Source organism: Desulfosarcina variabilis str. Montpellier (assembly GCF_048565275.1).
In the GTDB taxonomy this organism is placed as follows: Bacteria; Desulfobacterota; Desulfobacteria; order Desulfobacterales; family Desulfosarcinaceae; genus Desulfosarcina; species Desulfosarcina variabilis.
Window position 1 is genome coordinate 7,829,014 of record NZ_CP159846.1, and the last position, 17,863, is coordinate 7,846,876.

The 17,863-nt window shown below is 52.9% G+C and carries 14 protein-coding genes; 6 read left to right on the top strand and 8 right to left on the bottom strand.

The window, feature by feature from the left end; translation table 11 throughout:
- Complete coding sequence (locus Dvar_RS35415; RefSeq protein ID WP_419657957.1) at positions 1-1,398, top strand: sigma-54-dependent transcriptional regulator; 1,398 nt, start codon at positions 1-3, stop codon at positions 1,396-1,398.
- A gap of 36 nt (positions 1,399-1,434) precedes the next feature.
- Here Dvar_RS35415 and Dvar_RS35420 read toward each other — a convergent pair whose 3' ends face one another.
- Together Dvar_RS35420 and Dvar_RS35425 are read right to left on the bottom strand one after the other, a co-directional pair.
- Positions 1,435-1,845, bottom strand: coding sequence for an Hsp20/alpha crystallin family protein (locus Dvar_RS35420; RefSeq protein WP_419657959.1), 411 nt, complete (start codon positions 1,843-1,845; stop codon positions 1,435-1,437).
- Between the two features lie 24 nt (positions 1,846-1,869).
- The gene (locus Dvar_RS35425) at positions 1,870-2,346 is read right to left on the bottom strand and encodes a rhodanese-like domain-containing protein (RefSeq protein WP_419657961.1); all 477 of its coding nucleotides are present in this window, start codon (positions 2,344-2,346) and stop codon (positions 1,870-1,872) included.
- 321 nt (positions 2,347-2,667) lie between these two features.
- Between Dvar_RS35425 and Dvar_RS35430 the strand changes: the two genes are divergently transcribed.
- The gene (locus Dvar_RS35430) at positions 2,668-2,856 is read left to right on the top strand and encodes a CooT family nickel-binding protein (protein WP_419657963.1); all 189 of its coding nucleotides are present in this window, start codon (positions 2,668-2,670) and stop codon (positions 2,854-2,856) included.
- Between the two features lie 5 nt (positions 2,857-2,861).
- On the opposite strand, the gene Dvar_RS35435 is transcribed toward Dvar_RS35430, so the two are convergent.
- Positions 2,862-3,335: a hypothetical protein gene (locus tag Dvar_RS35435; protein ID WP_419657965.1), complete on the bottom strand. Its 474-nt coding sequence runs from the start codon at positions 3,333-3,335 to the stop codon at positions 2,862-2,864.
- 119 nt (positions 3,336-3,454) lie between these two features.
- On the opposite strand from Dvar_RS35435, the gene Dvar_RS35440 reads away from it, so the two are divergent.
- Positions 3,455-3,934, top strand: a complete 480-nt coding sequence (locus Dvar_RS35440) for a hypothetical protein (RefSeq protein ID WP_419657966.1) — start codon at positions 3,455-3,457, stop codon at positions 3,932-3,934.
- Between the two features lie 70 nt (positions 3,935-4,004).
- Complete coding sequence (locus Dvar_RS35445; RefSeq protein WP_419657968.1) at positions 4,005-4,505, top strand: hypothetical protein; 501 nt, start codon at positions 4,005-4,007, stop codon at positions 4,503-4,505.
- 1 nt (position 4,506) lies between these two features.
- Here Dvar_RS35445 and Dvar_RS35450 read toward each other — a convergent pair whose 3' ends face one another.
- Complete coding sequence (locus Dvar_RS35450; protein WP_419657970.1) at positions 4,507-5,124, bottom strand: DUF3786 domain-containing protein; 618 nt, start codon at positions 5,122-5,124, stop codon at positions 4,507-4,509.
- Between the two features lie 274 nt (positions 5,125-5,398).
- Between Dvar_RS35450 and uvrA the strand changes: the two genes are divergently transcribed.
- Together uvrA and Dvar_RS35460 are read left to right on the top strand one after the other, a co-directional pair.
- Positions 5,399-8,308, top strand: coding sequence for an excinuclease ABC subunit UvrA (gene uvrA / locus Dvar_RS35455; protein ID WP_419657972.1), 2,910 nt, complete (start codon positions 5,399-5,401; stop codon positions 8,306-8,308).
- A gap of 225 nt (positions 8,309-8,533) precedes the next feature.
- The gene (locus tag Dvar_RS35460; RefSeq protein ID WP_419657974.1) at positions 8,534-10,600 is read left to right on the top strand and encodes a methyl-accepting chemotaxis protein; all 2,067 of its coding nucleotides are present in this window, start codon (positions 8,534-8,536) and stop codon (positions 10,598-10,600) included.
- 11 nt (positions 10,601-10,611) lie between these two features.
- On the opposite strand, the gene Dvar_RS35465 is transcribed toward Dvar_RS35460, so the two are convergent.
- The 4 genes from Dvar_RS35465 to Dvar_RS35480 all read right to left on the bottom strand — a co-directional run bounded on the left by Dvar_RS35465 (position 10,612) and on the right by Dvar_RS35480 (position 17,632).
- Positions 10,612-11,691, bottom strand: coding sequence for a response regulator (locus Dvar_RS35465; protein WP_419657976.1), 1,080 nt, complete (start codon positions 11,689-11,691; stop codon positions 10,612-10,614).
- Positions 11,692-11,694: 3 nt separating this feature from the next.
- On the bottom strand, positions 11,695-15,387 hold the full coding sequence (locus Dvar_RS35470) for a PAS domain S-box protein (RefSeq protein WP_419657977.1): 3,693 nt from the start codon (positions 15,385-15,387) through the stop codon (positions 11,695-11,697).
- Positions 15,387-16,238 (bottom strand): PhnD/SsuA/transferrin family substrate-binding protein, encoded by an 852-nt coding sequence (locus Dvar_RS35475; protein ID WP_419657979.1) that lies wholly within the window; start codon positions 16,236-16,238, stop codon positions 15,387-15,389. Before Dvar_RS35475 ends, Dvar_RS35470 begins: the two co-directional genes overlap by 1 nt.
- A 134-nt stretch (positions 16,239-16,372) precedes the next feature.
- The gene (locus Dvar_RS35480) at positions 16,373-17,632 is read right to left on the bottom strand and encodes a serpin family protein (protein WP_419657981.1); all 1,260 of its coding nucleotides are present in this window, start codon (positions 17,630-17,632) and stop codon (positions 16,373-16,375) included.
- Positions 17,633-17,863: the final 231 nt, after the last annotated feature.

A 17,863-nucleotide genomic window follows, 5' to 3' on the forward strand; every position in this document is an offset into this window, starting at 1 on the left:
ATGCCACAGCAAATGCTAATTGTTGACGATGAGCCTGACATGCTCACCCTGCTTAAACGCAGCCTGGAACCGGAAATGGGATGCCGTGTGGATGTCGCCGCATCCGGCGAAGCCGCGTTAGAAATGATCCGCACCACCGACTATGATCTGGTCCTGGCCGACATCAAAATGCCGGGGATCAGCGGTCTTGATTTATTGGAACAGATCAAGACCGATCACGGTGAGGCAATTACCGTGGTGATGATGACCGCCTACGGCCAGATTGAACTTGCCGTGGATGCCATGAAACGCGGCGCTTACGATTTTATCACCAAACCCTTTGATCACGACGCGCTGGTCCTGCGACTGGAAAAGGCGTTTGAGCGCAGCCGCCTGCTCAAGGAGAATATCCAGCTGCACAATGTTTGCCAAGCTTCTGATATGTTTCAGAACATCGTCGGCAAAAGCCCACAGATGCTAAGGGTTTTTGAAACCATCCAGATGGTGGCCAAAAACGATCTGACCGTGCTGATCACCGGAGAATCCGGGACCGGCAAGGATCTGACAGCGCGCGCCATCCATGCACTCAGTAATCGCAAAAAGCGGCCCTTTATTGCCGTTAACTGCCCCACCGTGCCGGAACACATTCTGGAAAGCGAACTGTTCGGTTACAAAAAAGGGGCTTTCACCCACGCCACCCGAGATAAAAAGGGACTGTTTCAGGAGGCCCACAAAGGCACCATCTTTCTTGATGAAATCGGTGACATCACCCCCACCATCCAGACCAAGCTGCTCAGGGTGCTGCAGGAAAAAGAAATCAAACCGTTGGGGGATGCACGGCCGATTCATATCGATGTCAGAATTATCGCTTCGACCAATCAGCCATTGGCCGAAAAAATCAAATCCGGTGATTTCCGGGAGGATTTTTTCTACCGCCTCAACGTGTTGCCGATACACCTGCCCCCGCTTCGCGAACGGCCATCGGATATCCCGCTGATTGCCACCCATCTTTTGGAAAAGCACTGCGCCAAATTAGGCAAGCCCTTGAAACACTTTTCCCAGGAGCTGATGGATGCCCTCGTCAGCCGGCGCTGGGACGGCAATGTACGTGAGATGGAAAATATGATCATGCAGGGCATTCTTTTCTCCGGGGACGATGAAATAACGCCCAAGGATGTGGGTATCGGCCGCCCGCCAATCCCTACGATCGTAGCGGAAATCTCGCCGCTGCTCGACCTGCCTTACAAAGCCGCCAAGGAAAACAACCTCAAGGCCTTCAACGCCGCTTACATCGGGCACATGCTGACCCTAAGCAACGGCAATGTGACCCAGGCCGCCAAGGCCTGCGGTCTCGAGCGCCAGGCCCTGCAGCAGATCATGCGTCGCTACGGCATCACCGCGGATCCGTACCGGCAATAAAAAATGCGGGCCGGCTTTTATGCCGACCCGCATTTTTTACTGAACTGTAATTTTCTTGGCCTTGCTTGTTTCAGGCTTGGGGATATTCAGCTTAAGCACCCCGTCCTTGTACTCAGCCTTGTTTTTTTCCGAATCCGTCTCTTCGGGAAGGGTGAAAGAACGCTGAAAGGTTCCGTAAGTGCATTCCCGACGGTAGTAGTTTTTCTCCTTGACCTCTTTTTCGCCCGATCTTTCGCCCTTTACAGTCAGCACACGGCCATCCACGTCGATGGCAATCTTGTCTTTTTCGACGCCGGGCAGTTCAGCTTTGACCACAAACTGGTCGTCTTCTTCAAAGATGTCCACTTTGGGATTCCAGCCCTGGACCCAATCGGCACGCGGGTCGCTTAACAGATCACCGAAAAAATCATCGAAAAGGCTGTCAAACCGCCGTCTGAAAGGAGTCAAGCCTCTGGTTGGGTTAATAAGGTCCTACTCCACCGGATACCCATGATCACGCCAGCGCGTCCACCCATTTTCAAGATAAAAGACGTGATCAAACCCGTTAAAAAAGAGAAACTCGGCCAACTCCGGTGCCAGGTGGCAGTTCGGTCCATCGCAATAGGTGATGATCACGGATTGCGGATCCGTAGTGGCGATAAAATCAGAAAGCCAGGATTCGGCTTGATCAGTGGTCAGGTGAATCGCCCCACTAATGTGGCCGGCAGCATAATCAACCGCATGGCGCGCATCGATAAAAATCGCTTTGTTGGCTTGATACAGGTCAAAGGCCTGGTCGATAGGAATATCGGCAACCTGTTGGTCTTCCACTGCCAACGATTGCTGATCGGGGTCCTCGATCCCGACCGGCTTAGTAATCTTATCGGGCCGGACCCCATACACGACAAGGCCGAGGACACTGGCAACCACAAGGATGATGACGGCTTGTTTAACAGACTGTTTAAGCATCTTTGGTGTCTTTGATCACATCTATGCACGGTTAATTTTAAAGAAATGGATTGAAATGCCTGCTCATAATATCCATTTTAGGACAACAATCAACCGGCAATTGCCATCAAGACGGATATGATAGGGTGAGCAATCCGTTTGCGTATTTTATTGGCGACAGGACTAGTGCTCGTCCAGAAACAGGCAAATTAGCCATTTCACGATGGGTAATAGATTATCCACATTGACGAGTCTGGATTCAACCGATATACAATCGTCATCCCTTGAGCGAAATACGTTCCAAATGAATTTTACATAACAACCCACCAAAGGAGATTTACAATGTGTGACGTCAACGTATTTATCCTCAATAACGGCGTGGAAGAAAAAATCCTCGAAAATGTGGATTTGATCGAAGAAGTGGCCGAAGGAATGCATCTGGTCAACATTTTTGGGGAAGAACGGACGCTAAAAGCCAGGATGGTCCACTACAATAACAGTGAAAAACGAATGGTTTTTCAACCGGTATAGACGGTTCAAGCCGTTACACAAACAATACCGTGCAGGACGCCGGCGATAACTCTCTTCATCTGACCGATAACTGATTCTGATATGGCAAACGAGGTGTGCACGCGCAAATCATTCCGGGCTCGGCCGCACGACAGCATTTTCCCTTTCTTCAACCCATTTGTTTTGTTTTTCTTGGCCCTGATGGCAACCCTTGTGACTGCGGGATCGCCGTATGCTGCCGATCCCTTTGTACCAGCGGACATTCGGGTAACCGACACCGTTTTAACGCAAAATGTCGAGCCCATCGGCGCCAATCTGACCACCATCGCCGGCGGAACCAATTTTGCCATCAACAACCACGTCTGGAACAGCGGATTCGAGCCGATGATGCTGCGCAAATTCATTCGCATCGACCGGGCCGGGTCCAACTGGTTCGAATGGGACAATATGTGTACTACAAGTGCGATGACGACCAGGGACAGTGGTACAGCCAGCTGCATCCTGGCGCCGCCTACCGGGTGTCGGTGTGGATGCGCCAGGAGGGCCTCGGCGATAACGGCAACGTGCGCTTCATGTTTCTCAACAGCAACACCTACGCGGCGGTCAGCCAGAGCACACCGTGGACGGATACCAGCACCAGTGCTATCTGGGCTTTTCCAGTGGCAAATGGTGGTCTTCCCATACCCTGCCCGAAGCCTGCGGGTTCCGCGCCCACCCGGGCTGGCTGGCTCTGAAGCTGAGAAACCGGTATGCACCCGGTGAAACCATGCTGGCAACGGTTCACAACCAGCAGCCGACCATCCAGACCGACGGCGAGGATATCCCGCTGATATCCAGCTATGCGTTGACCGACGGAGACACGGTGTCGGTGTTTCTGCTCTCGCGCAAACTGGACGGGGTCCACGACAGCATCGATTTTGATGAGACCACCGGCGCAGAAGCAGGCGGCCTGCCGCCCGGCAGCATCAACCTGTACGTCTTCTCGCCAGTGGATGACAGCACGTGCATACTGGACAGCGAGTCGGAAAGGTCGATGCGGCATAATTACAATTTCTGGCAATTTGTTACAGGGGTAGGCAGAAAAGGTAAAGTATGGTAGAACCGTATCGGTTCAAAACATATTAGATATGTCCGTCCAGACCATGGACGGAGTGTAAGGAGTCATTTGCATGCTGCTGTCCAAGTTCTCCAATGAAGTCCTTTCCCGCGGTCCAGGCGCTGTTTTACCGCAAAACTTAGATCATTTCTGGCTGAAAACGATTCAAAAACTATGCGACGATTTTCTCGACAGGAATTTCGCCGTTGACCAGTGCACCTCGACACTGGATACGGGGGACCCGGTTCTGGTTGCCTGCGTTCATGAGGCCCTCAGGCATAGCCAGGGCCAAGGCATCGAGATCTCATCGGATGAGTTGGCCGAGGATGTAACCATTTATGCCCTGTCCGTCACCATGGAAACCATCCGCCGGGAATCCGATATACAAATGCCCCTGCCAACCATGCAAGACCTGCTTTCCATCGACAGGATTGTCCAGTTTGGTAAAATCAATTCAAAATTCGGTCGTTTTCTGGAACGCGCCTGCATTATCTCCGAAAATGAAAAGCAAGGGGAAGAAAACTGGTTTCAACGCCTCAAGAAAAAAATCCTCTCCCGCATTTCCAATAGCTGATCTATTTTACGAATAATAACCGTTGAGTCAATGCATGGCCCAGTATGGCCTGGCTCTCCGCATCCAGATAGCTGGCAGCGCGCTTTTCGAACAGCAGGGAGGCTGCAGCCGGAAATTCGTCATCCCTATCGTTGAACACCAACAGCAGGGGCACGTTGGGCAGGGGCAGAAAACGTCGGCACAGGTCGCAGGAAATATCCGTGTCCGGCAAATCCCCCGCCAAGACATTGCAGGCCATATCGAGCTTGTCGAGATGGCCGCCAAAGGTCTGCGCGATTGGCGCCTCCACAGTATCCCGCCAGAATACCGTCAACGGCCCGGCATCGGGAAAATCACGATAGGCCACCCAGGTTTTGTCTTTGGGTTCGACCGCCGGCGCCATGATCAGGTACCGGCAGATCACCACACAGTCGGAAAAATCAGGCCGCAGTCCGTTTTCATCCAACAGCCCGTCGGGCGTCAAGCGGATCGGATGATTGAAATAGGGCACCACCACAGTTTCGCCTTCAATGGTGATCCCCAGAACATCCGCTTTTTCTTTCAAGGGGTTGTTTTTCAATTCGTCCAGGTAATGCCGATAGGTCTGATCATAAACCGATTCGTCAGCGATCTGCGTCATAACAACGCCCTTTTAATTTATCCGGTTCATCGGAAAGCTCCAGCTGACATCTGTTCCAGCATGGTTGCATCATTTATCGGAGAACCGCTTTGCATTAAACTACTATCATAGACAAAGCGGGGATCGGGACTTATTTTTACGGACTCTATGACAACCAGCGGATATTTGGCAACCGGTTTATGGGCCCATGGGAAACATGCGGCACCCGGTATAACGCCAAATCAGTTGATAACAAGCGATCGTGAACACTCAAGACACGCACGGAAAGCAGCAAATGAAGAATCGTCCCAACGGCATCGCCCCGGTGGTAGCGCCCCGGCAACGTAAAAAACGCTCAACCATCGAACTGGATACGATCGAGGTCAGGGGGGCCCGCGAGCATAATCTCAAACATATTGACGTGAGCCTGCCCAAAAAGAAACTGATTGTCTTTACCGGTGTTTCCGGATCGGGAAAATCCAGTCTGGCCTTTGACACCATTTTTGCCGAAGGGCAGCGCCGCTATGTTGAGTCATTGTCGGCCTATGCCCGCCAGTTCATTGGACAGATGGAAAAACCGCGCTACGATACCATCCGTGGGCTGTCACCGACCATCTCCATCGAGCAAAAATCGGCCAGCAAAAATCCCCGTTCCACAGTGGGCACCATCACTGAAATATACGACTACCTGCGGGTGCTGTTCGCCCGCATCGGCCAGCAGACCTGTATCCACTGCCACAAGCCGGTTGGCAAGGGGGATGCCCAGGGCATGGTCGAGCGGATCCTTACAATGCCCGAAGCGACAAAAATTCTCATCCTGGCACCGGTGATCGACAATCGCAAGGGTGAGCACAAAGAGGTAATCGCCCGGCTCCAGCAACAGGGATTCGCCCGCCTGCGCGTGGACGGCGTGGTGCAGCCGATCGAGTCGGTGCAAAGTCTGGCGCGGTACAAAAAGCACACCATCGAAGCCGTGGTGGACCGCCTGAAAGTAGCCCGCACGGCAAATTTTCGCAAGCGGCTCACCGACTCTGTAGAAACCGCGTTGAAGCTGGGTGAAGGCCGCATCATTGTGCACCGCATGGACAGTGGCGACATTCCCATGAGCGAAGCGCGTTCGTGTTGCGGCGTGGCCTACCCGGAGCTGGACCCACCGATTTTCTCATTTAATTCGCCTTTGGGCATGTGCCCGGACTGTAACGGCATCGGTTCACGGCTGGCCATGGACGAAGACAAGGTCATCGCCGACGGTAAGCTGAGTATCCGACAAGGCGCGGTCATTCCCTGGCAGGGCCATTTTACCGGCAAAGGACGGCTCAACGGTTCCTGGACCGCCGAGCAACTCCGGGCCATGGAAACCCAGTGGGGGATCGATTTGGACACGCCCTGGAACAAGTTGCCCAAACGGCAGCGACAACTGATTCTTCACGGTTCCGGTGGGCGTGAGCTGACCGTCAGCTGGAATGCGGAAAAGATCCAGGGTTCCTTTACCACCACCTTCGAAGGGCTGCTCAATACCCTGATGCGGCGCTATACCCAGACCGAATCGGAAAAGGCCAAGAAATATTACGGCCGGTTTCTTTCCACGCGTCCCTGCGAGACCTGCGGGGGACGGCGTCTCAAACCCGAGGTGCTGGCCGTAAAAGTCGGCGACCGGTCCATTATCGACGTCACTGAAATGACCATCCGCGAAGCCCGGGATTTTCTGACCGGCCTGAAACTGACCGGTAACCGACGCATTATCGCCGACGAACTGCTTAAAGAAATCGGCGGCCGGCTGGGTTTTCTGATCAACGTGGGGCTGGATTACCTGTCGCTCAGCCGTAAAGGCCCGACCCTTTCCGGTGGTGAATCCCAGCGTATCCGTCTGGCCTCTCAGGTGGGCTCGGAACTGACCGGTGTGCTCTACATCCTGGACGAGCCCTCCATTGGCCTGCATCAGCGTGATAACATCAAACTGTTGCACACCCTTTGCCACCTGCGGGACATCGGCAACACCCTGATCGTGGTCGAGCACGACCGCGAAACCATGGCATCAGCGGACTGGATCGTGGATTTCGGCCCCGGTGCCGGGCATCTGGGCGGAGAAATCGTGGCCCTGGGCACACCCAAACAGATCATGCGCCGCAAGGCCTCGCTGACCGGGCGTTATCTCAGCGACAGGGAATGCATCGACATGCCGGCCCAACGCCGCACCATCAAAGCGAGCGGCAATCGGCGGATTACCATTGAAGGCGCCGTCGAAAACAATCTGGACAACCTCACGGTGGACATCCCCCTGGGCCTTCTGGTGGCGGTGACCGGCGTGTCCGGGGCCGGCAAATCCACCCTGATCAACCAGATCCTTTACCCGGCCCTGGCCGGCAAGCTTCACGGCGCCTTGCTTGAAACCGGCCGCCACAAGCGGATCAAAGGCCTGTCCCACCTGGACAAGGTCATCAATATCGATCAGAAGGCCATCGGCCGTACCCCCCGCAGCAATCCGGCCACCTATACCAAAGTGTTTGACTTTATCCGTGATTTTTTCGCCCAACTGCCGGAATCGAACATGCGCGGTTACAAGAAGGGACGCTATTCCTTTAACGTCAAAGGGGGGCGTTGCGAGGCCTGCAGCGGCGATGGGTACATCAAGGTGGAAATGCACTTTCTGGCCGACGTCTATGTTCCCTGCGAAACCTGTCAGGGCCGCCGGTTCAACGAGGCCACCCTGGAAATCAAATACAAGGATCACTCCATTGCCGACGTCCTTGATCTGTCGGTCATGCAAGCCCGCGACCTGTTCGCCAACCATCCGCAAATCCGCCGCATTCTGGATACCCTGATGGATGTCGGGCTCTCATACATCAAATTAGGCCAAGCCGCCACCACCCTGTCCGGTGGCGAGGCCCAACGCATCAAACTGGCCCGCGAACTGGCCAAGCGGTCCACGGGACGCACCCTGTACATTCTGGACGAACCCACCACGGGGCTGCACTTCGAAGACGTCAAAATGCTGCTTGCCGTGCTCCAGCGATTGGTGGACGGCGGTAACACCGTAGTAGTCATCGAACATAACCTGGATGTCATCAAAACCGCCGACTGGATCATTGATCTGGGACCCGAAGGCGGCAAGGAAGGTGGTCGTGTGGTCGCCCAGGGGCCGCCGGAAACCGTCGCCGAGGTCAAAAAAAGTTATACCGGCCAGTTCCTGCAGGAACTTCTGTAAGCGATAGGATCGCGTTTTCCGCACCGTTTTCGGTGTGGGCCGCGTTTTCCGGCAGGCCACAACAGTCGTTTTCTTTTCTTCCATAAATACTTCTTTTAACGCTTTAACACTAAAGTATTTTTTTAATACTACCGAAGTACCACTTAATACCACGGCAAGACAGATCCAGAACTATGCTTAAAATGGATTTCTGATTGATTTAACGGCCAATCGATGGACAAGCATATGAAAAAAATAAGCACCCGAATTTTACTTCCCGCCATCAGCGCAACCCTCCTTTTTTCCATTGTCCTTTATTTTGTTGCGGTATCCATTGTCGACAACATGGTGGAAGACAACCTGCACCAGATCGCCCGCTCAAAATTCGGTGATATTACGAGCAGCGAAAAACGCATTGCCGACAGGATGCTAGGTCAGGCGGCTCTGTTCAGTCAGGCAAAAGCCGTCCAGAACGCTTATGAAACAGCGTATCAGGGGAATCTCAACAATGCGGATGACCCGAATATGGAAACCGCCAGGCAGCAATTGCGGGACTATTTTAAAGCGATTGAAAAAGGTTACCGCGAGACTTATCCCGGCACGGACCTGCGCATCCATTTTCATGTTCCGCCTGCCAGAAGCCTGCTGCGCCTGTGGAAAAAAGGTCAGAATAAAAGCGATGACCTGAGCACATTTCGCGACACCGTGGCGACCATCAGCAGCGGCAGCCATCAGCCGATCACGGGTATTGAAATCGGTCGAGGGGGGTTTGCCATTCGTGGGATCGCCCCTGTAATTGCCGATGGCGGCAAATTTTTAGGATCTGTGGAGGCGCTGTCCACTTATGACCCACTGGTCAAGTTCAGTGTCAGCAATGACAAGGAATATATTGCCGTCTACATGAACAAGGCCTTCCTGCCCATTGCGACCCGCCTTCAGGATCCTGGGAAAAACCCGGTTATCGGCAATCAATTTGTTTTTATCTCCTCAACCAATAAAAAAATTACCGACACAATCGTAACCACGGATCTCCTTGTTCAGGGACAGGCGGGGATGAAATCAGTCCGGAGCGGCAATTTTTTTACCACGGCATCACCGATCATGGATTTCAGCGGAAAGCAGATCGGCGTCTTGGTGTACAGTTATGATGCCGGCCATCTGTATGCCAGGGTCGATCAAATCCAATCGAGAATCGCCATCTTGTGCGTGGTCCTGCTGGCTGCGATCATCGTTCCGCTGTTTCTCAGTGCCCGCTCCGTAACCGGGCCCATCAACCGCACGGTGTTGATGCTCAAAGATATCGCCCAAGGCGAGGGGGACCTGACCAAGCGCCTGGATGTTTTAAAAAAGGATGAGATCGGCGAATTGGCCGGCTGGTTCAACACCTTTCTCGACAAGCTCCAGTCAATGATCCGAAAAATCGCCGAGAATACCCGCGTCATCAACAGTGCGTCCGAAGACTTCTCCCAAATCGCGATCCAGTTGTCAGAGGGCGCCGGTGACACCTCTGCCCGAGCCAACAATGTGTCGACAGCCGCCGAAGAGATGAGCGCCAATTTAAGTAGTGTGGCCGCCGCCATGGAAGAGTCCACCACCAATATCAATGTCGTTGCCACGGCCACCGAAGAAATGAGCGCCACGGTCAACGAAATCGCCCAGAATGCCGAAAAGGCCAGAAGTGTTGTTGATCAGGCGATCCAAAAGGCGGGTACGACCTCTGGCCAGATGGACACCTTGAATCAGGCCGCCATGGGCATCGGCAAGGTGGTGGAAACGATTACTGAAATCTCCGAGCAGGTCAACCTTCTGGCCCTCAACGCCACCATTGAAGCCGCCAGAGCCGGTGAAGCGGGTAAAGGCTTTGCCGTGGTGGCCAATGAGATCAAGGAACTGGCCAAGCAGACCTCGGCGGCCACCCTGGAAATCAAGGAGAAAATCGAAAACATCCAGGGCAGCACCGACGGCACCGTCAAAGGCATCAGTGAAATTTCTGAAGTGATCCAACAGGTGAATGAAATTGTGGGAACCATTGCCACGGCCGTGGAGGAGCAATCCACGGCGACAAGCGAAATCGCGTCCAATATCGCCCAGGCATCCCAGGGCATGCAGGAAGTCAACCAAAACGTCAACCAAAGCTCCACCGTGGCTACGAAAATATCCAACGATATCGCTGTGGTCAATGAAAGTTCAAGCGGAATCGCAGGCAACAGCGACCAGGTCCGAAGCAGCGCCGAAAATCTACGCCGGATGGCCGGAGAACTCAAGACCATTGTTGGCAGCTTTAAAGTAGGGGATGGTGATGAGTCTGCCTGAGGTGGGATTTGCTATTCGTCCACCATGGAATCATAGAAGTTTTCGAAATCCGCCTCGATACTGAGAAACCCGTCGACAATTTTCGGTTCAAAATGCTTGCCACTCCCCTCGATGATGATGGCTTTGGATTTTTCATGGGGAAATGGCTCTTTGTAAGGCCGACGGGCCCGAAGGGCTTCATAGACATCGACCAGGGCCATGATGCGGGCGCTCAAGGGAATCGACTCACCGGACAGGCCTTCCGGATAACCGTTACCATCCCATTTTTCGTGATGGTATTTGGCAATTTCAATCCCCATTTTGATGAATTCATTTTTCGGGTATTGCTTGTGCACCGACTCCAGCGTCTCGGCCCCAATGGTGGTGTGGGTTTTCATGGTTTCAAATTCGTCATCGGTCAATCTGCCGGGCTTTAACAGAATTGCGTCGACAATCCCCACCTTTCCCAGATCATGCAGCGGGCTGGTATGAAAAATAGTAGTGATAAACTCAGGCGTAATTTTATACATAAATGCCGGTGTCTCGGCAAGGGCGGAAGCAAGCAGTTTGCATAGGTATTGCACACGTTCCAGATGAAGACCGGTATCATCATCACGGGTATGGGATAATTTGGCCAAAGCAAAAAGCATGGCCAACTGGGCGCTGTTGATTTCCTCAACCTGTTGGGCCACCTTGGCCTTGAGCTGCTCGTTGAACTGATACATGACCTTTCGCGCATTATGCAATTGCAGATGGGTATCCACCCGGGCATACACTTCTTCCATCTGGAAGGGTTTGGAAATATAGTCCACTCCGCCGCACTTCAACGCCCGCACTTTATCATCGGTATCGCTCAGCGCACTAATGAAAATAATCGGCACATCTTTCAAGTTAGGCTTTGATTTGAAGCTTTCACACACCTCATACCCATTCATCTCCGGCATGTTGATGTCCAGCAAGACCAAATCCGGCAGCTTGCGCTGCGCTGCCGCCAGGGCCATTTTACCCCGTGGAAAAGCAGAGACCATGTACCCTTTGCGCCCAAGCATGGCACTGAGTATCTGGAGGTTTTCAGGAGTATCGTCAACGATCATGATGTTTTCGGATTGCATGATTCATCCTTGTTCTGCCGGCACAGGCGAGGCTTCGAGCAGTTCCAGCAGTTTGATGTAGTCGTATTGATTTGCCAATTCCACAAGTTGGCGTTCCAGGCCGTTGTCAATCGTTGCCACCTGTTCAACCAGGCGGTTGAATTCCACCATATCGCCCAGTTCCACACTGGATCTGAGTGCTTCACGCAAATCGCCAGGCAGCGCGACATGGCCGGCACTGTCTGGTTGTTGCCTTTCAGACTTAACCGGGGCGGACTCGAACCGCGTTTCAACCGTGTACATCACCCCACAAAGCGATTGAATATGATTAAGAATATCTGCAATTTTGAAGGGTTTCACCACCAGTGCGTCAATTCCCACGGCGTCCGCCTGATGGCGCAGTTCATCCACGTTGATCCCACTGGCGGTGACAGCAATGATCTTGAGGCGCTGACCGGTGGGGAGTTCGCGGATGCGCCGTGCGGTCTCGTAACCGTCCATGCCTTCCATGACGATGTCCATCAGGACCACCTGTGGGGCAACCTGTTCCAGCATATCCAGGGCCGCTTCGCCGCTTTTGACCACATAAACATCAAATCCCACTTTTTGGAGTAATTTGGATAATAATTTGCTGCTCACAGGATCATCTTCAACAATCAGCGTCCGCAGTACCGGCTGCCCCGGCATCAATCCAGTGATAATTTGTTGTGATGAGCCTTTTTCAACATCCCATTGGGCGTTATCGATCTTGCCGGCCGGAAAGGTTAAGCGAAATACAGTGCCCTCATCGAGCCCACTTTTTACCAGTTGCAGGTCTCCGCCCATGGCCCTGGCATAGGCGCGACTGATGGAAAGTCCTAAACCCGTTCCCTCGGAGGTCTTCTGGCCACTTTCAGTCTGCTCAAACGCCTGGAAAAGCCGCCCCTGTTCGTCTTCGGCAATACCATGTCCGCTGTCAATGATATCGATGCCCACCATCCATCGCTGCCCACCATCCACGGTTGCCGCCGCGTGAAGGGTGATGCCGCCTTGACTGGTAAACTTGACCGCATTGGACATCAGGTTGATTAAAATCTGGCGAATCTTTCCGTGATCGGCAATAATCCGATCAGGCAACTGGCTGTCGGTTTCAGTTTTCAAGCTTATCTCTTTGCTCTGGCAGGAAAGCTGAAAAATTGAGTTGATGTCTTCGATCAAACGGGCCAGGTCCATGGACTCGTTATTGACTTTGATTTGTCCCGCCTCGATTTTGGACATCTCCAAAATGCCGTTGATCAGTTCCAACAGATGGTCACCACTGCGATTAATGGTTCGAATTTGCTCGAGATGGTCCGGCCCTAAAGATAGATCCTGCTGGAGTAATTGCGAATACCCCAAAATGGCGTTCAGCGGTGTACGAATTTCGTGACTCATGTTCGCCAGAAACACACTTTTGGATCGATTGGCGGCGTCGGCTTTCTCAGCCATCGCCTCAGCCTGGGCAATGGCGCCCGTCAGCTGCTGGTTGGCCTCTTTAAGGGCTTTCTCTGCAGCAATCCGGCTGCGGATATCGATAATGCATTCCAGCAATTTTTCTTCTGATTGGATAGATATACGGGTGACTGTTTTTAACACCAGCATTCTTTCTCCATCATGCCGGATCAATACCCGGTCCGAACTGTCAACGGTCTGCTTAAGATCCAGAATCGGGCAGGACGTTTCATCGGCCGGACACATGAACTGGTGGCAGCGATTCCCGACAATCCTGTCCATGGGGGCCCCGAACAGCTTGGCCGCCGTTGGATTGACCCGTTCGATAACACGCGTTTTGGCATCGATGATGATAAACCCGACGGGCAGACTTTCCATCAATGTGCGCTGGATATGCTCCTTTTCGCGCAGTTCAGTTTCCATGCGTTTGCGCTCGGTGATATCTTCCTTGATGGCCAGATAATGGGTCGCCAGGCCTTTTTCATCCCGAATGGGGGAAATGGAAACCGATTCCCAGAACTTCTCACCGTTCTTATGCCGATTGTGCAATTCCCCCTTCCACTCCTTGCCCGCCGAAATCGCGGTCCACATTTGCCTGTAAACAGACGGGGATACCGTACCGGCCTGAAGAATGCGCGGATTCTGACCGATGGCTTCGTCGGCAGAATAACCGGTTTTCTCCACAAATTTGGGATTGACATATTCGATGGTCCCATCAAGATCGGTGATGATGACACTGGCTGGATTCTGCTCCACCGCTGTCGACAGTTTACGGGCGGTCTCTTCACTCTTTTTCAGCGCTTCTTCCGTGCGTTTGCGTTCAGTAATATCATGAAACGCCGTTACCGATCCGATCCAACGACGCTGAGAAAAAATCGGCCGGCTGGCCACCTCAACCACCAACACGCGTCCATCCTTGCACTGGAAAAGTTCTTCCCCATCATGGTGTTGGGCTTGGCTTACGTGGCGGTAAAAAAGACAGTCGTGCTTGTCGACATACTCATTTTGCGCATGGCGATGAATACGGTCATGCACCGGCTGGCCAATCAATTCGTCAGGCGCATACCCCAGCATCCGGCAAGCCGCGGGGTTGATGCGCAGAATCAGGCCGTTTCGATCAGACACATAGACCCCTTCGGCCAGGGTATCGTTCATGACTTTCAGGTTATGCTGCTCCTGGCTGAGTGCGATCGTGCGCCGGCGCAGCCCCATTAAAAGCGCACTGATCATTCCGATAAAGGCGCCTGCCGTGGCAATGTAAATGAAAAATTCCTGCTGGTGCTCGGCCAATACCGGATCCGGTGCATAGGCAATCAGATAACCGGCCACCCGGTGCAAAAAATCGTGAATCGGCAGTAAAGAGATAATATAGGGTTGCCCACCGGCAAACGTACTGACGGTAACGGCCTCTCCCTTTTTCATGACATCTTGAACCATCGCGTTGCGCGCGAGGCGGCGGTTAAGCATCACCGCCGCTGACGAAAGGGGTGGCGGGCTGTCCGGCAGCAAGGCATCGGCATCCTCGACCATGAAATCCGGATGAAGATCGGACGGCCGATACAGCCAGCGTTGTTCAGGGAAAATAATGGGCTCGGTAAGCTGGCGGCTGAGCACAAAGGCGTATTCCTGGTGAGGATCCAATTCCGCCATGACGTCCCGGATGGCCTTTATCGTAACACTGACCTCCACGGAGCCCACATGCTTTGCCTGCCAGAAAATCGGGTAGACATAGCGAAAGCCGGAACGGACCCGTCCGGCTTCAAATCCATATACCGGCTGCTGCTTTTCATTGACCACATGAACAGAAGGCCGAATGTCCATCAACGAATCCCCATAGCGGTCTGGTTTGTGGAAACGCAGGAAACTCTTGCCAATGGTTGTATGAAAATGTAGTTGCACCAAGTTATGCGACTTCATGGACGCGTATTGCGCATATAACCGCCGATACAACCGTCCCCGCGCCAGATCCTGTTTTGCCTTGTCCGTAGCATTGATCCCCTCGGCAAAAAGCGCGGCGATTTCCGGACGGCTGATCGTATTGGCGTAAAAGGAATCCATGGCCAGCCGATAGGTCTGCAGACTGGCCTTGTAGGCTGTGGATAGGACTTCCTGGTGTTGAGAGAAATGGCTGTTTTGTTGGGCCATCCGGTTATAATGCAAAAAAAAGCCCAATCCGACGGTCACCAGGCTCAGCACCAGGAACATGAATACAGCGTTGTTCAGCAGGCGTTGCAATAAGCGAGGCACTAGAAATTCCCCGTGTTAGGAATGACCGCGTCGGCCAAAAAATCCCGCACCACCTGATAGTCATCATCGCTGGCCATTACCGCGCCGAAGCGGATGTTATCTCCCCAGGATGCAAGTAGCGCGCTGTCTTTCCCATCAGGGACCAAGGCAATCAGCGCCTGGCAAATATTGGATATCAGTCTAGGGGACACCGTTCTGGTATTGGCCACCAAGGCAAAAGAAGGCAGTGGCGGTGTCTCGACCAAAATCTGCAGCCCCAGATGGGCATATTTACGGGCAATGGCGGTTTTCACCCCTCCAGCGTCAAATTCCCCCCGGATGACAGACAAAGCCACAGCATCGTGCTTGCCCACATAGCGATAGTAATTGTTACCCAGGGAACTGCCATGGGCTCGCATCAGACCGCTGACCGACAGATATCCGCAAGTGGACAGCGGCTGGGTCAGAGCGATCTTCCTCTGGTTTGCGTTCTGGAGGTGAAAATCGGCATCCGGCACCGTAATCAGTGCACAGGTATATGTCGTATTACCTGACTTTTCCTTGAAATGAACCATGGGTTGAGCCTGGGCATAAGATGCCCTCAGTTCCACGTAAGGCAATGGTCCCAGGTAGGCCACATCCACTGTTGACTGGCGAAACTTGGCCAGGATATCGGCATAATTGTCCGAGTAGACATAATCGATGATCAGGTTAAGACGCTGTTCCAAAAAGGTGGTCATGGGCCGGAATTGTTTGACCACGGTTTCCCGGTTTTCCATAGGCAGCGGTGCGAAACGGATGGTTTCGGCATGCACCGCATTTCCAAAGGCCACCCAGGCGGCCATTACCGTTATTGCAAATGCCTTGATCATCTTTCGGCACCTAATTTGAGTGAAGGGATTTACCGTTTACCGTCTCTTCAGTAAAAACAGCGTTGCATCAACGATCAATATCGGTGTTTGTAGCCTTTTTCTTTAGGCTTGGAGATATCGACAAAGACGATTATTTAGTTGGTATTGGGATCTGACAACCTGCCAATGAACAGGATCTTTCTGGAGGGGTTGTGGCGAATGCAGAATAGAAACGGGTGATCAGCTTTGAAAACCTTAGGGTCTGGTTTGGGCATGGGCATTGCGGTAGCTCCCAGCATCACCGCGGTTGCCGCTGCGGCCGTGGTCCCGTCTTCGTCGACGACCACGAATGCTTTGTGAATGACCTCGGCAATGAAGATCCTTTCCGCTGTAGTCATGCCTGAAAAATCGGCCAACGTCTGCGAGAATGCATCCACCATGCCCAAGGCTTTTAGGATATTGGATAGACTGAAGCTGCTGGTAATCTTAAGCCTCGGAAAATACACCTTGACCTCTTCGCGACGAAGGGCTGCCATCCAGCCATCCAATTTCTCGGATGACAGGGATTTTTCTAAATCCACGAGACCGTCAACGGTTTTTGGCAAAAACACGATCATGGACAGTTCGTTGGCCTTATAAGGCATCTCCAGGGCCTGAAAGCGCTCGGTTTCCATGTACCGGAAATCATTCTTCTGGACCATCATCGATACAGGAACCTGGCTGGATCCGGAAACATGAAAGGGCATCTTTTGGGTTGCATGGTCGGGAAATCTGTTGTCCCAAGCAGCCTTGAAATAGATCGCGTTCGTCAGAATCAGGCGCATCATGGAACTGATGGCGCCTTTGGCAATCAAATCCTTGATCTGATCCCGGGTTTTCTCTTCAACCCAGCTGTTTATGGTGTTGCGGGCTTCTTCCGGCTGGTTGGCAAAATCGACCTCACGCATGCCTGCGCCGTACTTGGATTTGGTTAGGCTCAGAAATTCCTGTTTCCAGGGATAGCCCTGCTGCCCCCAAAGCGCATTGGCGATAACCAGTTCATACGCGGGTTTTTCGACCGTTTTGATCTCATCGCCGACCTGTTCGTAGGATGTTATCATCCGGGGGGCGTTGAGTTGTTGCAGCAGGGATTGGATTTCCGAGTGGATTCCCTGACCGGCGTTGCCAAAATGCAAAGCCTTGGCCATCTGTATGGCCGTTTGTTCCTTTGCGCCGGCGTAGGCCATGGCCAGGGCGGTCTGGATGCTCGCCGGTGAAAAAAACAGGTTGCCATTGGTCTTTGACAATAGACCATACAGATCCAGGGCGAAGTTGTTTCCGGCGTCGGGAGCGAATTCAGTTTTTGCGGAGGCTGTGCAGGCCACGGAACCAAATAAAAGCATCAGGCAAAGGGTTAAGGCAAGCTTTTTTCTCATTGGTCTTCCACCTTGGCTTAATTCTCATTTACTGGTATCGGCGGCAGCCAAGTCTGGCGGCTATTGGAACTATCTATCTTTAATCGGTCCAACGTTGTCATAGAGTATTACACGCTGTGCCGGCGCAAAGCAATCAAATGTTAGAATATCACAAACAGATCTGAAGACCACTTTTCGTTTCTTTAGTGCAGCGAAGGGACATATACCCACTGGTTGCACGATTTCTTTCTA

Coding starts and splice junctions, on each gene's coding strand:
- Dvar_RS35415 (WP_419657957.1), top strand. CDS start 1: ATGCCACAGCAAATGCTAATTGTTGACGATGAGCCTGACATGCTCACC.
- Dvar_RS35425 (WP_419657961.1), bottom strand. CDS start 2,346: ATGCTTAAACAGTCTGTTAAACAAGCCGTCATCATCCTTGTGGTTGCC.
- Dvar_RS35430 (WP_419657963.1), top strand. CDS start 2,668: ATGTGTGACGTCAACGTATTTATCCTCAATAACGGCGTGGAAGAAAAA.
- Dvar_RS35435 (WP_419657965.1), bottom strand. CDS start 3,335: ATGCAGCTGGCTGTACCACTGTCCCTGGTCGTCATCGCACTTGTAGTA.
- Dvar_RS35445 (WP_419657968.1), top strand. CDS start 4,005: ATGCTGCTGTCCAAGTTCTCCAATGAAGTCCTTTCCCGCGGTCCAGGC.
- Dvar_RS35450 (WP_419657970.1), bottom strand. CDS start 5,124: ATGACGCAGATCGCTGACGAATCGGTTTATGATCAGACCTATCGGCAT.
- uvrA (WP_419657972.1), top strand. CDS start 5,399: ATGAAGAATCGTCCCAACGGCATCGCCCCGGTGGTAGCGCCCCGGCAA.
- Dvar_RS35460 (WP_419657974.1), top strand. CDS start 8,534: ATGAAAAAAATAAGCACCCGAATTTTACTTCCCGCCATCAGCGCAACC.
- Dvar_RS35465 (WP_419657976.1), bottom strand. CDS start 11,691: ATGCAATCCGAAAACATCATGATCGTTGACGATACTCCTGAAAACCTC.
- Dvar_RS35475 (WP_419657979.1), bottom strand. CDS start 16,238: ATGATCAAGGCATTTGCAATAACGGTAATGGCCGCCTGGGTGGCCTTT.
- Dvar_RS35480 (WP_419657981.1), bottom strand. CDS start 17,632: ATGAGAAAAAAGCTTGCCTTAACCCTTTGCCTGATGCTTTTATTTGGT.